The sequence below is a fragment of the Pseudomonas fluorescens group sp. PF-1 genome, assembly GCF_054481335.1.
Map to the genome: position 1 here is coordinate 2,393,147 of NZ_JBTMNG010000001.1, position 13,459 is coordinate 2,406,605.

Annotated in this window: 14 protein-coding genes; 13 read left to right on the forward strand and 1 reads right to left on the reverse strand. The window is 60.5% G+C overall.

The annotated features are described in order from the left end of the window. Positions 1-648, forward strand: coding sequence for an amino acid ABC transporter permease (locus ACX3YD_RS11425; RefSeq protein ID WP_458959981.1), 648 nt, complete (start codon positions 1-3; stop codon positions 646-648). Positions 649-653: 5 nt separating this feature from the next. Here ACX3YD_RS11425 and ACX3YD_RS11430 read toward each other — a convergent pair whose 3' ends face one another. Further along, positions 654-1,568, reverse strand: a complete 915-nt coding sequence (locus tag ACX3YD_RS11430; protein ID WP_458959982.1) for a LysR substrate-binding domain-containing protein — start codon at positions 1,566-1,568, stop codon at positions 654-656. A gap of 109 nt (positions 1,569-1,677) precedes the next feature. Between ACX3YD_RS11430 and ACX3YD_RS11435 the strand changes: the two genes are divergently transcribed. The 12 genes from ACX3YD_RS11435 to ACX3YD_RS11490 all read left to right on the forward strand — a co-directional run bounded on the left by ACX3YD_RS11435 (position 1,678) and on the right by ACX3YD_RS11490 (position 13,450). Beyond that, complete coding sequence (locus ACX3YD_RS11435) at positions 1,678-2,490, forward strand: phytanoyl-CoA dioxygenase family protein (protein WP_458959983.1); 813 nt, start codon at positions 1,678-1,680, stop codon at positions 2,488-2,490. Between the two features lie 87 nt (positions 2,491-2,577). Next, positions 2,578-3,546, forward strand: a complete 969-nt coding sequence (locus ACX3YD_RS11440; RefSeq protein ID WP_458959984.1) for an ABC transporter substrate-binding protein — start codon at positions 2,578-2,580, stop codon at positions 3,544-3,546. A gap of 136 nt (positions 3,547-3,682) precedes the next feature. Further along, complete coding sequence (locus ACX3YD_RS11445; protein WP_458959985.1) at positions 3,683-4,801, forward strand: S-(hydroxymethyl)glutathione dehydrogenase/class III alcohol dehydrogenase; 1,119 nt, start codon at positions 3,683-3,685, stop codon at positions 4,799-4,801. 46 nt (positions 4,802-4,847) lie between these two features. Continuing rightward, entirely contained in the window at positions 4,848-5,231 is a 384-nt protein-coding gene (locus ACX3YD_RS11450) for a VOC family protein (RefSeq protein ID WP_458959986.1), read from the forward strand. Between the two features lie 349 nt (positions 5,232-5,580). After that, positions 5,581-6,423 carry a transporter substrate-binding domain-containing protein gene (locus ACX3YD_RS11455; RefSeq protein ID WP_090462807.1) on the forward strand — a complete coding sequence of 281 codons (843 nt, stop codon included), beginning with the start codon at positions 5,581-5,583 and terminating at the stop codon, positions 6,421-6,423. A gap of 52 nt (positions 6,424-6,475) precedes the next feature. Continuing rightward, a complete protein-coding gene (locus ACX3YD_RS11460) occupies positions 6,476-7,297 on the forward strand; it encodes an amino acid ABC transporter ATP-binding protein (protein WP_047530349.1) in 822 nt (273 codons plus the stop codon). An 11-nt stretch (positions 7,298-7,308) separates the two neighbouring features. Beyond that, positions 7,309-7,980, forward strand: coding sequence for an amino acid ABC transporter permease (locus tag ACX3YD_RS11465; RefSeq protein WP_047530348.1), 672 nt, complete (start codon positions 7,309-7,311; stop codon positions 7,978-7,980). A 10-nt stretch (positions 7,981-7,990) separates the two neighbouring features. Continuing rightward, positions 7,991-8,656, forward strand: a complete 666-nt coding sequence (locus ACX3YD_RS11470) for an amino acid ABC transporter permease (RefSeq protein ID WP_047530346.1) — start codon at positions 7,991-7,993, stop codon at positions 8,654-8,656. Positions 8,657-8,693: 37 nt separating this feature from the next. Continuing rightward, complete coding sequence (locus ACX3YD_RS11475; protein WP_458959987.1) at positions 8,694-9,575, forward strand: dihydrodipicolinate synthase family protein; 882 nt, start codon at positions 8,694-8,696, stop codon at positions 9,573-9,575. A gap of 58 nt (positions 9,576-9,633) precedes the next feature. Then, positions 9,634-10,677, forward strand: a complete 1,044-nt coding sequence (locus ACX3YD_RS11480; RefSeq protein WP_458959988.1) for a 4-hydroxyproline epimerase — start codon at positions 9,634-9,636, stop codon at positions 10,675-10,677. Further along, positions 10,674-11,972, forward strand: a complete 1,299-nt coding sequence (locus ACX3YD_RS11485; RefSeq protein WP_458959989.1) for an NAD(P)/FAD-dependent oxidoreductase — start codon at positions 10,674-10,676, stop codon at positions 11,970-11,972. The genes ACX3YD_RS11480 and ACX3YD_RS11485 overlap by 4 nt, the downstream gene beginning before the upstream one ends. Continuing rightward, a complete protein-coding gene (locus ACX3YD_RS11490; protein WP_458959990.1) occupies positions 11,969-13,450 on the forward strand; it encodes an aldehyde dehydrogenase family protein in 1,482 nt (493 codons plus the stop codon). The genes ACX3YD_RS11485 and ACX3YD_RS11490 overlap by 4 nt, the downstream gene beginning before the upstream one ends. The last annotated feature ends 9 nt before the right edge of the window (positions 13,451-13,459 follow it).

Here is a 13,459-nt window from a genome sequence, read left to right on the forward strand (position 1 = left end):
ATGGGCTATGGCGAGTTGTGGGAAGCAACCCATGTCGAATTGCTGGCCGCGGCCTGGGCCACGCTCCAGTTGGCGTTCGGTGCGTTGGTTATCGGCTTGATCGTCGGTTTACTGGTGGCGCTGGCGCGATTGTCTCGCAGTCGGCCATTGCGCCGTGCGGCGCTGATCTACATCGAGGTATTTCGTGGCACTCCGGCGCTGGTGCAACTGTTCATTGTCTACTTCAGCCTGACCGAAATCGGCGTTCAGTTCAGCTCGTTTCAGGCCGCGATGATTGGTTTGGGGCTGAATGCGGCGGCGTATCTATCGGAGATTTACCGCTCGGGTCTGGAGGCGGTGCCCAAGGGGCAAGTGGAGGCGGCGAAGGCGATTGGCATGCCGCATCTCAAGGTGTTGCGCTGGGTCGTGTTGCCCCAGGCCATTCGCATCGTGCTCGCGCCTATCGGCAACGTCGCGATCTCGCTGTTGAAGGACACCTCTGTGGCCTCGCTGATCGCGGCACCGGACCTGATGTTGCGGGCTCAGGACTTGAGTTCCGTGTACTTCATGCCGCTGGAAATCTACATCCTTGTGGGCGCGATCTACTTTGCGCTGTGTTATCCGCTGTCACTCGGCGTGCGATTGCTGGAGCGTAGGACGAGGCATTGAACCATTCAATTTGAGGTAAACGGCAGCCGTTCCTTGAACCAGGTCACGGCTTGCTTTTTGAACGCTTCGGCGGGTGGCGTTAACGGGTAGCGCTGGTCATAAGCCAATACGATGCGCTGCGCGGGCAGCTCTTCGCGTATGGGACGACAGACCAGCGGTTGACCATCGTAGCTGTGGTCGCCGAAGGGTCTGGTATAGGTCAGCGCCACGCCGAATCCATTGGCCACGAGACTGCGCTGAAACTCGAAACTGTGGGTGCGCTGGACGCTGTTGGGCGAGAGCCCATAGAAGTTGAACAGGTCCAGCACGTGCTGCCAGCTGTGGATTTGGTCAGTCACCACCAGATTGCATTCGCTGAGTGCTTGCAGGCTGACATGGGTCTCGTTTGCCAGCGGGTGATCAGCCGCCAACAGGGCATGGGCCGTCAGCTGGCGCAGCTCGGTGCATTCCATGTTTGCCGGCAATCCCAGGTCGTACGTCAGCGCCAACTCCAGGGTGCCTTCGGCGAGACGCTTACCGAGATATTCGAACCCGCCTTCGCGCATATCGACGGTGACCTGAGGATGGTCCTGCTGCAGTCGTCTGAGGATCTGCGGCAGGCAATAAGGTGCCAGATCCTCGTAGCAACCCAGCACCAGCTCCCCGGAAAAGTCGCTGCTATTACTCCCGATATCCGAAAAGGTCCGAGCCTCGGCCAAGACGCGTTTTGCCTGCGCCATCACCGTGCGGCCGAAGGGTGTCAGGGACACGCCGAGCCCGCGTTGGCGCACAAACAGTGGCTGGCCGAAAAGCTGTTCCAACTCGGTAATGGCCGTGGAGATCGAGGGTTGGGAAACGTGCAACTCCTCGGCCGCTAGCGTGAGGTTGCTGTGTTTGGCCGCAGCGAGTGCGTAACGGAGTTGTCGCAGGCTGAACTTCATAAGATTTTCTTCGGTGATAAATCAATACATATTATTTTATCTTCGTTGAGTGTCATGAAATATTTGTCCTGCGCCCACCTTTATTTCTTGCTTGAGGGAGTTTCAGGTCATGACACGCAGTTCCTACACCATTAGTGAAAAAGACATCGAGGCCTTTCAGCGCGATGGGGCGGTTTGCCTGCGCGGCGTCTTCAGTGACTGGATCGAAACCATCGCCGCCGGTATCGAGCGCAACCTCGCCGAGCCGGGTGTTTACGCCAGTCGATACGTCGAGAAGGAGGACAAACCGGGCGGCTTTTTCGATGACTATTGCAACTGGCAGCGGATTCCAGAGTTTCGCGCGATGGTGGAGCAGTCACCTGCGGCGTCTGTCGCTGCCGCCGTCATGCGTTCGAAATCGGCACAGTTCTTCCATGATCATGTGCTGGTCAAGGAGCCGGGTGCGCAGAAAGCCACGCCATGGCATCAGGACATTCCCTACTACTTTGTCGAAGGCAGCCAGAACGTCAGTTTCTGGATACCTGTGGACCCGGTGCGCGAGTCAACGCTGCGGCTTCTTGCAGGCTCACATCGTTGGGAGAAAGGGATAAAACCTGTTCACTGGGCCGATCAAAGCGATTTTTACAGGGACGCTGACGGATACCGCGACGCTCCCGATCCGGATTCGGAAGAGGGCATGCAAGTCCTTGAGTGGGAGATGCAACCTGGCGATGCGGTGCTATTCGATTTTCGGACGGTGCATGGCGCCAGAGGCAATGCGTCAGCGCAGCGGCGACGTGTGTTGTCGCTTCGCTGGGTCGGCGACGACATGCGTTACATCGAGCGTCCAGGACGGACCTCTCCACCGTATCCAGGGCATGCGATGCAGACCGGTCAGAGACTGCGCGAAGATTGGTTCCCGACGATACATCAAGGAGCTTGAGTTTCACGTTGATGACAGATGTTCGCCACTGACGTGGCGAACACTTGCACTGCCATAACCCTGTTCACTGTGTTGGAGCGTGCGATTGTGAAAATTAAAAAAAACCTTACCGCTACACTGATTTCCCTCGGCCTATTGGCCGGCAGTGCTTCGAGTCATGCCGCCAGTTGGTGCGAATCGGGTAAACCGGTGAAGTTCGCCGGGCTCAATTGGGAAAGCGGCATGTTGCTTACCGATGTGTTGCAGATAGTGCTCAAGGAAGGCTACGGCTGCGGGATCGACACGTTGCCGGGTAACTCCATCACCATGGAGAACGCCTTGAGCAGCAACGACATTCAAGTGCTGGCGGAAGAATGGGTCGGTCGCAGTGAAGTCTGGAACAAGGCTGCAGCCACCGGGAAGGTAGTGGGTGTCGGCGCTCCGATTATCGGTGCAACCGAAGGCTGGTACGTACCGCGTTATGTGGTCGAGGGCGACACTAAACGCAACCTCAAACCCAAGGCTCCAGACCTGAAAAAAATCGCCGATCTGACTCAGTACGTGGGACTTTTCAAGGATCAGGAAGAACCGAGCAAGGGCCGCTTTTACAACTGCCCGGCCGGCTGGACCTGCGAACTGGAAAACAGCGAAATGCTGAAAAGTTACGGCCTCGAAGCGAGCTACACCAACTTCCGCCCAGGCACCGGCCCGGCCCTGGATGCCGCAGTCCTGTCGAGCTACAAGCGTGGGGAGCCGATTCTGTTCTACTACTGGTCTCCGACGCCGCTGATGGGACAAGTTGATCTGGTCAAACTGGAGGAGAAGCCGGGTGTCGACAAAAAGATCAGCATCCAAGTGGGTCTCTCCAGCGTCTTCCATGAACAGGCGCCAGAACTGGTTGCAGTGCTGGAGAAGGTCAATCTGCCGATCGACCTGTTAAACCAGAACTTGGCCCGGATGACCAAGGAGCACATTGATTCCCCCAAGCTGGCCAGGATTTTCTTTAAGGAACACCCGGAAATCTGGCATACCTGGGTCAGTGAAGCGGCTGCGAAAAAAATCGACGCGACGCTCTAACTTGTAATAGGGCAGGGACGCCCTTGGCGCGGCCATCGTTGCAGTATCACCTTGCGTGATCGCTGACACCCAACCCCACTCATGTTCTTTCTTCGCCCCATGACGAAGTGTCCCTTGGCACCCAGGAAAAAAGACAATGATCAAATCACGAGCCGCGGTGGCCTTTGCGGCTAACCAACCCCTGCAAATTGTCGAAGTCGATGTGGCTGCACCGCAGGCCGGTGAGGTATTGGTGCGCATCATCGCGACCGGCGTCTGTCATACCGATGCGTTTACCCTGTCCGGCGCTGATCCGGAAGGTATCTTTCCGGTCATTCTCGGCCATGAGGGCGGCGGCATCGTCGTGGCCATCGGTGAGGGCGTGACCTCCGTAGAAGTGGGCGATCACGTGATCCCGCTCTACACCCCGGAATGCGGTGAGTGCAAATTCTGCACCTCAGGCAAGACCAACCTCTGCCAGAAAATTCGCGCCACGCAGGGCAAAGGCCTGATGCCGGACGGCACCAGCCGTTTTTCCTACAAGGGCCAACCGATATTCCACTACATGGGCACTTCGACGTTCTCCGAGTACACGGTACTGCCCGAAATCTCGTTGGCCAAAATCCCGAAGGACGCTCCGCTAGAGAAGGTTTGCCTGCTCGGTTGCGGTGTAACGACGGGGATTGGCGCGGTGCTCAACACGGCCAAGGTGGAGGAGGGTGCCAGCGTGGCCATCTTCGGTCTTGGCGGCATCGGCCTGGCAGCCATTATCGGCGGCGCCATGGCCAAAGCCGGTCGGATCATCGCGATCGATATCAACCCGGCCAAGTTCGACATCGCCAGGCAATTGGGGGCCACCGACTTCATCAATCCGAAGGATTACGACAAGCCGATCCAGGACGTGATCGTCGAGATGACCGAGGGTGGTGTGGATTACTCCTTCGAATGCATTGGCAACGTCAATCTGATGCGCGCGGCGCTTGAGTGCTGCCACAAGGGCTGGGGCGAGTCGGTGATTATCGGCGTCGCCGGTGCCGGGCAGGAAATCAGTACCCGTCCGTTCCAGTTGGTGACCGGTCGCGTCTGGCGCGGTTCGGCTTTTGGCGGGGTGAAAGGGCGCAGTGAACTGCCCAGCTATGTCGAGAAGTCCCGCACGGGCGAAATCCCGCTGGAGACCTTCATCACCCACACCATGGGCCTGGAAGACATCAACCGGGCCTTCGACCTGATGCATGAAGGCCGCAGCATTCGCACCGTCATTCATTTCGATCGCTGATTCAACCACTACCACCCACCGTGTCTTTACCAGAGAGAACATCACAATGAGCATCTTTACCCATGTCACCGTCGGCACCAACGATCTGCAAAAAGCCCGCGACTTTTACGACAAAGTCCTCGGCGCACTGGGCCAGAAGCGCCTTGCCGACCTCGATGACAATGGCTCGATCTGGGGACAGGACGCCCCGTCCTTCTTCGTGCTGAAACCGGCCAACGGCGCCCCGGCGAGCGTGGGCAACGGTGTCACGGTCAGCTTTGAAGCACCTGATCGCGCCGCGATCGATGCCTTCCACGCTGCCGCGCTGGCCAATGGCGGCACCGACGAAGGCGCACCGGGCCCTCGTGGCTGGGCGCCTAATGCCTACGCGGCCTATGCCCGCGACCTCGACGGCAACAAGCTGGCGGCGTATTGCTTCAAGCCTGCCTGAGTTTCATGTCGAGGCATCGTCAGATGCCTCGTCTACACATTTTCCCGCCTGCTTGAGTCAGCGAGCGATTGCAACGGATAGTTTGAATACGCCCTGATGCAGCCTGGCATGACTGCCTGAAATCGTTTCTCCGCCCACCGCGTCGCCCATTACCGAGCGCTTTCACCAAGCGCTGCGCCAACAGCCATCACCGGTTGCGTTGACACCTTCCCGATATTTTTTGCCGCCTCGTGTTGACAGCCCGATTCGTTCGCTTCTAATCTGCATACAGCGCTGCACACATGACGGCGCACAGCGATGTAGATTTGTACCTTCCTGCCTACAAGAACGAAATATCGGAGAGGTCAAAATGGCTCGGTTCCTTCCTCGCACCATCCGCAACATGCTCGTTTGTGCATCCGCTATCGGCGCGCTGCTCACCCAGGTCCCGGCCCAGGCGGCTGACGTTTCACTGTGGAAAGACATACAGAAGGCCGGTGTTTTGCGCTGCGGGGCCGCGGTTGCCGCGCCCTACGTCATGCGCGATGCGCGTTCCGGCGAATACAGCGGCTACTTCGTGGACCTGTGCCGTGACTTTGGCGAGCGGGTGCTGAAGGTCAAAGTCGAGTTCGTCGACACCAACTGGGACAACCTTGTCGCGGGGTTGCAGGGGGGCAAATGGGACATGGCCATGGCGCTCAACCAGACGCCTGAGCGTGCATTGGCGGTGAGTTTTTCAGTGCCGGCCACGGACTATCAGGTCTCGTTGCTGATCAACAAGGACAACCCGAAATTGGCCAGTGCCGGCAACACCATCGGCGACTTCGACAAGCCTGATGTGACCTTCGCCGTGATGTCCGGCACCGCTCAGGACAAGGCCATTTCGGGCGTCATCAAGCAGGGCAAAATCATGCGCCTGCCGGGTATGGATGAAGTGCGCATGGCCGTGATGTCCAAGCGTGCCGACGTGCTGGTCGATGCCAGCGACACCAATCATCTGTTCGCCGTGGCCAATCCTGGCTGGACCAAGGAGGTGCTGCCAAAACCCGCGCTGGCCAAACAGGGTGTGGCGTTTGGGGTGCGCCGGGACGTGAGCGCCGCCGATTTGCAGACGCTGAATATCTACCTCGCCCAGCGCCGCGAAACCGGTGAAATCGACGCCTTGGTCGACAAAGCCTCGCAACTGGCCAACGCCGACAAAACCCCTCAGTAAATCCCGCCGATGGCGAGCGCGCAGCGGGCTGCGCGCTCCCGGAGAACGTCCGATGAAAGCTTCCAATCTGGCGGCGGTGCCGTCACGGCCTCTGCACGCCTGCGAAACGAAGAGCAGCGAGTTCATCCAGCTGCGCGATGTCTACAAGTCCTACGGCGAAAACCTGGTGGTCATGGATCACCTGGACCTGGATATGCGGGCCGACGATCGCCTGGTGATCATTGGCCCAAGCGGCAGCGGCAAAAGCTCTTTGCTGCGAGTGATGATGGGGCTTGAGAGTATTCAAGGCGGGACCATCCGCTTTCAGGGCAAGCCTTACATCGACGGCAATGCCCGGGGCAAAGGCAAGCCGATGGACTGCTCGCTGCAAACCCAGGTGGGCATGGTGTTCCAGCACTACACCTTGTTTCCGCACCTGTCGGTGCTGGGCAATCTGATTCTGGCGCCGATGAAGGTGCACGGCCTGTCCCGGACGCAGGCCACCGAAAAGGCCCGGGCGTTGCTGGCGCGGCTCGGCCTGGAAAGCAAGCTCAACGTCTACCCCAGCCAATTGTCCGGCGGCCAGAAGCAGCGCGTGGCGATCGCCCGGGCGCTGATGCTGGAGCCCAAGCTGATGCTGTTCGACGAAGTCACCTCGGCGCTCGACCCTGAAATGGTCATCGAGGTGCAGAACGTCATGCTGCAATTGGCCGAACAGAAGATGGCGATGATCATCGTCACCCACGACATGCACTTCGCCCGCCATATCGCCACCCGCGTGGTGTTTTGCGCCAACGGCAAAGTGGTCGAGCAAGGCCATCCCGACCAGTTGTTCACTCAGCCCAGGGAACCGCGCACCCGCGAGTTCCTGGAAAAAGTGCTGCACCTGGACTGAGGAGCCTGATCATGAACTACCAATTCGATTTCAACTTTCTGCAGGGCAATTTCGGCCTGCTGTGGGACGGACTGAAAGTCACCCTGCAACTGGCGCTGGTGTCGAACATCGTCGGCCTGGTGCTTGGGTTCGGTCTATGCCTGCTGACCTTGAGTCGCTGGTTTTTCCTGCGCTGGCCGGCGCAGATGTTCATCGAGTTCTTCCGTTGCACACCAGTGTTGTTGCAGATCGTCTGGTTTTTCTACTGCGTGCCGATGCTGTTCAACGTGTTCATCGACCCCATCACCATGGGCGTGCTCGCCCTGGGGCTGAACCTCACCGCATTCAATGCCGAAGCCTATCGGGCCGGTGTGCAGGCGGTGCCCCATGAACACCTCGATGCCAGCGTGGCCCTGGGGCTGCGCCCCTGGCAACGCACGCTCTACGTGATTCTCCCGCAGGCGCTGCGCACGGCCATTCCGGTGTTGATGACCAATGGCATCTCGATTCTTCAGCAGAGTGCGCTGGTGGCCATCGTCGCCGTGGGCGACCTGATGTACGTCGGCAAAAGCATCGCCACCGAAGCCTACCGACCGCTGGAAACCTATTCACTGATCGCACTCATCTACTTCGCCCTGTCGTTGCCCATCGCGCAGTTCGTGCAATGGCTGGAACGTCGTCAGGACACCGCGCTCGCGCGCTGAGGAGGTCGTCATGAATCTTGATTTCACCGTGGTGTTTTCTTACTGGCAGGCCTTGCTGCAAGGGCTCGCGCTGACCCTGGTGTTCACCGTCGGGTGCGCAATCATGGGCAGTCTGTGCGGCTTTCTGCTGAGCCTGTTGCGGGCCTCGCGCAGCCGCTGGTTGAGCGTCCCGGCCGGCCTGTATGTGGAGTTGTTCCGCGGTACGCCACTGCTGATCCAGCTGTTCTGGGTGTTTTTCTGTTTTCCGGTGGTGTTCGGTATCGACATCCCGCCCTACGTGTCGGTGTTGCTGGCACTGACCCTGTACATGACCGCGATCACCAGTGAGACCTTTCGTGGCGCACTCAAGTCGATACCCGGCGAACAGCATGACGCCTGTGTCGCCCTGGGCCTGGCGTCGTGGAATAAAACGGTGTTCGTGGTGTTCCCCCAGGCTTTGCTGCGAGGCATTCCGCCGCTGCTGTCCAACGTGGTCTCACTGTTCAAGGAAAGCGCGCTGATTTCCTCGGTGGGCATCGCCGACCTGATGTTCGTCGGCCAGAACATCTCCAACAGCACGGCCCGGCCGGTCGAGTTTCTCTCGGCGGTGGCGGTCATCTATTTCCTCGTGGCGTTCCCGCTGACCCGACTGGTCGGCGTGGTCGAGACGCGGATGCTGCGTCGTTATGCGTACTAACCCCAACCCTCGTACACAAATCCGTGGAGTGTCTGCAATGACTCAACTCAAAGGCATCTTGCCTGCTCTGGTCACACCGTTCGACAAGGCCGGCAACGTCAATTACGACATGCTGGGCGACATCATCGAGTTTCAACTCAAGGCGGGCGTCACGGGCTTCGTGCCGCTGGGTTCCACCGGTGAGTACTACGCGCTGACCAATCAGGAGCGACGGCAGATCCTGTCCACCGTGCGCGAAGTGGTGGGGGACCGTGGGGTGTTGATCGCCGGTGCCAACGGCGCCTGCACCCGCGAGGTGATCGAGCAGGTGAAGCAGACCCGCGACGCCGGCTACACCAACCTGCTGATCGCGCCGCCTTACTACGCACTGCCATCCCAGGACGAGCTGATCGGTCACTACCAGGCCATTCTCGACGCCGCGCCCGACATCAATGTGGTGCTGTACAACTACCCGGTGCGAACCAACGTCGAAGTCGGCTTTACCGTGCTGGACGCGTTCAAGGACAACAAGCGCGTGATCGCGATCAAGGAAAGCAGCGGCAACCTGCTGCGCGCCATCGAGATCGGCAACACCTACAAGGACAACTATCAACTGTCGTGCGGTTCCGACGATCAGGCGCTGGATTTCTTCCTGTGGGGCGCCAGCAGCTGGATCTGTGGCCCGGCCAACTGCCTGACGCAGCAGGTCTGTGATTTCTACAGCAAATACACCAGCGGCGACCTCAACGGTGCCCAGGCCATCGTCCGCTCGCTGTTCCCGGTGCTGGCGGACATGGAGTCGGGCAAGTTCATCCAGAAGGTCAAATACGGCTGTGAGCTGGCAGGTTTCGATGCCGGCGCCGCACGCATGCCGCTGCAACCGCTGACCAGCGACGAGAAGGCCAGCTTCCGCAAGGCTTTCGAAGTGGCGCTGGGTTAATGGCACTGGCCGCATCGGTCGCCACACCCGATCGATGCGGCACGACGGAGTGAATACGATGACCCGACACGTTTTCAACAGTATCGAAGGCCATACCGAAGGCATGCCCGTACGCATGGTGATCGCCGGAGCCCCAGCCCTCAAAGGCCGGACCATGAGCGAGCGGCGCGAACACTTCATGGCCGATTTCGACTGGATTCGCCGTAGCCTGATGCTTGAACCGCGCGGTCACTCGCACATGTCGGGCACGATTTTCTACCCGCCGATGCGCGCTGACAGCGACTTCAGCCTGCTGTTCATCGAGACTTCCGGCTGTTTGCCCATGTGCGGGCATGCCACGCTGGGCTCGATTACCTTTGCCCTGGAGGCCGGTCTGATCGAGCCGAAAGTCCCGGGCACCGTGGTGGTGGATGTGCCGGCGGGGCAGATCCAGGCGACCTATGTACGCGATGGCGACAAGGTCAGCGCGGTGCGTTTCACCAACGTTCCGTCGTTCCTGCTGCACCGTGATTTGCTTCTCGACTTTCCGCCCCTGGGGTTGCTGAAGGTCGACATCGCCTATGGCGGCAACTTCTACCCGATTGTCGAGGTGCAACCCAACTATCCGGGCTGCGAACATTTCAGCCCGCAGCAACTGCTGGAATGGGGCCGGGAGATGCAGGACCTGGTCAACCGGACGGTTGACGTGGTTCACCCGGAAAACCCGGCCATCAGGGGCGTCAAGCATTGCATGTGGACCGGCGCGCCGTTGTCCGCACAATCCCAGGGCCGGGCCGTGGTGATTGCCGGTGCGAGCCTGATCGATCGTTCGCCCTGCGGCACCGGCAGTTCGGCCCGGGTCGCCCAGCGCTTTGCCCGGGGCTGGTTGGCGGAAGAGGGCGCCTATCGTCACGAAAGCCTGATCGGCAGTGTTTTCGTCGGCCGCGTGGCCCAGACCCTGCAACTGGAAGATGGCCGTGCCGCGATTCGCCCCAGTATTGAAGGAAGGGCATGGATCACCGGGCGCGCCGAGTTTATTGTCGACGACACCCAACCCTGGTGGGACGGCTTCAGTCTGGAAGATTATGCCGCTCCAGCCGCTGCTCAAGAGACTCCTCTATGACGCCTGCACAGCCCGTTGCACAAGCACCCTTTCCCGCAGAAAAGGCTGTGGTGGTCGGCGGTGGCATCGTCGGCGTCTGTTGCGCCCTTTATCTGCAACGCGAAGGCTACGCCGTCACGCTGATCGACCCGGCCGCGGCGGGCGACAGCACCGCCAAATGGAGCTGCGGGCAAATGGCGGTCAGCGAAGTGATTCCGCTGTCCAAGCCCGGCATCCTGAAAAAAATCCCCGGCTGGCTGCTCGACCAGAAGGGACCGCTGGCGCTCAGGCCCGGCGCCTTGCCCGGCATCCTGCCGTGGTTCCTGCGCTTTCTGGCCTGTGCCCGGCATTCGAAGATCGTCGAGATCGCCGAAGACATGGCGACCCTGACGCACCAGGTCTACGAGGACTATGGACCCTTGTTGGCGGCTTGCCCGGACAAGACCCTGATGGGGCAGCGGCCGATCATCGAGTTGTTCGATACCCCGGCAGGCCTGGAACACGAACGGGAGCATCTGGCATTGCGCCAGGCACTGGGTTTCAAATCCGAAGTGCTGGATGCAGCCGCCATCTCTGATCTCGAACCGTCGTTGGCCGGCAAGTTCAGCCATGGCCTGCTGTTTCCAGACTGGCGCGCGGTCAGCGATACCAAAGGTTTTATTGCTGCATTGACGCAAAGCTTTCTCGATCAGGGCGGCGTGCGCGTGCGTGGCCAGGTCAAGCGCATCGATGAGGTGGCCGACCGTGCCAGCGGCGTCACCCTCGCCGATGGCCAACGCTACGCGGCCGATCAGGTGGTGATCGCCGCCGGCACGGGCTCGCGACAGTTTTTCGGGCAGATCGGTGCGCAGGTTCCACTGGCCGGCATCGCCGGTTATCAGGTGTTGCTGCCCACCCCCGGCGTGGAGATTCGCCATTCGGTGATTTATGCCGATGGCGGGTTCTGCTTCAGCCCGATGTCCCGTGGTTTGCAAATTGGCGGCACCATCGAATTCGCCGGCCCGAACGCCGAGCCGAATTTCAAGCGCGCCGACATCATTCTCGAGAAAGCCCGAAAAATGCTTCCCCGGTTGCAACTGGACAACCTCGAATACGGCGTCGGCTATCGCCCGTTTCTGCCCGACACCAAACCGGTGATCGATCGCAGCAGCCGGCTGGCGAACGTGTTCCTGGCGTTCGGCCACGGCCAGCTCGGCCTGACGCTGGGTGCAACCACCGGACGACTCATCACTGACCTGGTTGTCGGGCGCAAACCCGCCCAGGACCTGACCCCTTTCAGCGCCCAGCGCTTTACCCTTGTTGGAGGACACGCATGAAATCCCATGATCAGCTCTATATCGACGGCCAGTGGGTTCGCCCCAAAAATGGCGGCACCTTTGACACGATCGATCCGAGCGATGAGTCGGTGATCACCCAGGTCGCGGCGGCCACCGCAGGAGACATCGACCTGGCCGTCAGTGCCGCACGCCGGGCATTTGATGACGGTCCCTGGCCACAAATGACCGGGGCCGAGCGCGCGACGATTCTGCGGGCCATCGCCAACGGCATTCGCCAGCGCCAGGACCAACTGGCCGAGCTTGAGGTGCGCGACAACGGCAAGCCGCTGCCCGAAGCCCAGTGGGACATTGCCGATACCGCAGGCTGCTTTGACTTTTATGCTGATCTGGCCGACGGCCTGGACGGGCAGCGTGAGCAGCACATTGCGCTGGCCGATGAGCGCTTCACCTCCATTGCGCGCAAGGAGCCGGTGGGCGTTGCCGGTGCGATCATTCCCTGGAACTTCCCGATGCTGATGGCTGCCTGGAAAGTCGCACCGGCACTGGCCGCCGGCTGCTGCATGGTGCTCAAGCCGTCGGAACTGACACCGCTGACTGCCCTGGAACTGGCGGACATCGCCCATCAGGCCGGTCTGCCTGCCGGCGTACTCAACGTGGTCACCGGCCTCGGCCCGGAGGCCGGCGCGCCCCTGAGCGAGCACCCCGGTATCGACAAACTGGCCTTTACCGGCAGCGTGCCAACCGGGACGCGGATCATGCAGGCCGCCGCCCGCGACATCAAAAACATCAGCCTGGAACTGGGGGGCAAGTCGCCCTTTATCATCTTCGACGACAGCGATATCGAAGCCGCGGTCGAATGGATCATGTTCGGCATTTTCTGGAATCAGGGCCAGGTGTGTTCGGCGACTTCAAGGGTGCTGGTCCAGCGCGATCTGTATGAGCCGCTGCTCAAGCGGCTGGTGGAGCAGACCGAGCGCGTCAGTATCGGCCACGGCATGGATGAAGGCGTGCTGCTCGGCCCGTTGGTCAGTCGTGGTCAGTACGACAAGGTACTGGCGGCCATCGCCCGTGGCCGGGAGGAGGGCGCGACGCTGCTCACCGGCGGCACGCGTCCGGCCCATTGCGAGAAAGGCTACTTCCTGACCCCGGCGATTTTTGCCGACGTGCCGCAGGACAGCTGGATCTGGAAAGAAGAAATCTTCGGCCCGGTGGTGTGTGTGCGTCCCTTCGATGACGAAGCCGATGCGGTGCGCAGCGCCAACGACTCCCGCTTCGGCCTTGCCGCTGCCGTGATGTCCCGGGACAGTACCCGTGCCGAACGGGTCGCCCGCCGACTGCGAGCGGGCATCGTCTGGGTCAATTGCTCCCAGCCGACCTTCACCGAAGCCCCTTGGGGCGGCTACAAGCAAAGCGGTATCGGGCGCGAATTGGGCGAGTGGGGCTTGAACAATTATCTGGAGACCAAGCAGATCACCCGCTATGACAGCGAACAGCCCTGGGGCTGGTACATCAAGTAAAGGATCCGG

What these genes read in the sequence shown, in the direction of transcription:
- ACX3YD_RS11475 (WP_458959987.1), top strand. Translation starts at nt 8,694, where the DNA reads ATGACTCAACTCAAAGGCATCTTGCCTGCTCTGGTCACACCGTTCGAC.
- ACX3YD_RS11435 (WP_458959983.1), top strand. Translation starts at nt 1,678, where the DNA reads ATGACACGCAGTTCCTACACCATTAGTGAAAAAGACATCGAGGCCTTT.
- ACX3YD_RS11450 (WP_458959986.1), top strand. Translation starts at nt 4,848, where the DNA reads ATGAGCATCTTTACCCATGTCACCGTCGGCACCAACGATCTGCAAAAA.
- ACX3YD_RS11425 (WP_458959981.1), top strand. Translation starts at nt 1, where the DNA reads ATGGGCTATGGCGAGTTGTGGGAAGCAACCCATGTCGAATTGCTGGCC.
- ACX3YD_RS11485 (WP_458959989.1), top strand. Translation starts at nt 10,674, where the DNA reads ATGACGCCTGCACAGCCCGTTGCACAAGCACCCTTTCCCGCAGAAAAG.
- ACX3YD_RS11455 (WP_090462807.1), top strand. Translation starts at nt 5,581, where the DNA reads ATGGCTCGGTTCCTTCCTCGCACCATCCGCAACATGCTCGTTTGTGCA.
- ACX3YD_RS11470 (WP_047530346.1), top strand. Translation starts at nt 7,991, where the DNA reads ATGAATCTTGATTTCACCGTGGTGTTTTCTTACTGGCAGGCCTTGCTG.
- ACX3YD_RS11465 (WP_047530348.1), top strand. Translation starts at nt 7,309, where the DNA reads ATGAACTACCAATTCGATTTCAACTTTCTGCAGGGCAATTTCGGCCTG.
- ACX3YD_RS11490 (WP_458959990.1), top strand. Translation starts at nt 11,969, where the DNA reads ATGAAATCCCATGATCAGCTCTATATCGACGGCCAGTGGGTTCGCCCC.
- ACX3YD_RS11430 (WP_458959982.1), bottom strand. Translation starts at nt 1,568, where the DNA reads ATGAAGTTCAGCCTGCGACAACTCCGTTACGCACTCGCTGCGGCCAAA.
- ACX3YD_RS11460 (WP_047530349.1), top strand. Translation starts at nt 6,476, where the DNA reads ATGAAAGCTTCCAATCTGGCGGCGGTGCCGTCACGGCCTCTGCACGCC.
- ACX3YD_RS11480 (WP_458959988.1), top strand. Translation starts at nt 9,634, where the DNA reads ATGACCCGACACGTTTTCAACAGTATCGAAGGCCATACCGAAGGCATG.
- ACX3YD_RS11445 (WP_458959985.1), top strand. Translation starts at nt 3,683, where the DNA reads ATGATCAAATCACGAGCCGCGGTGGCCTTTGCGGCTAACCAACCCCTG.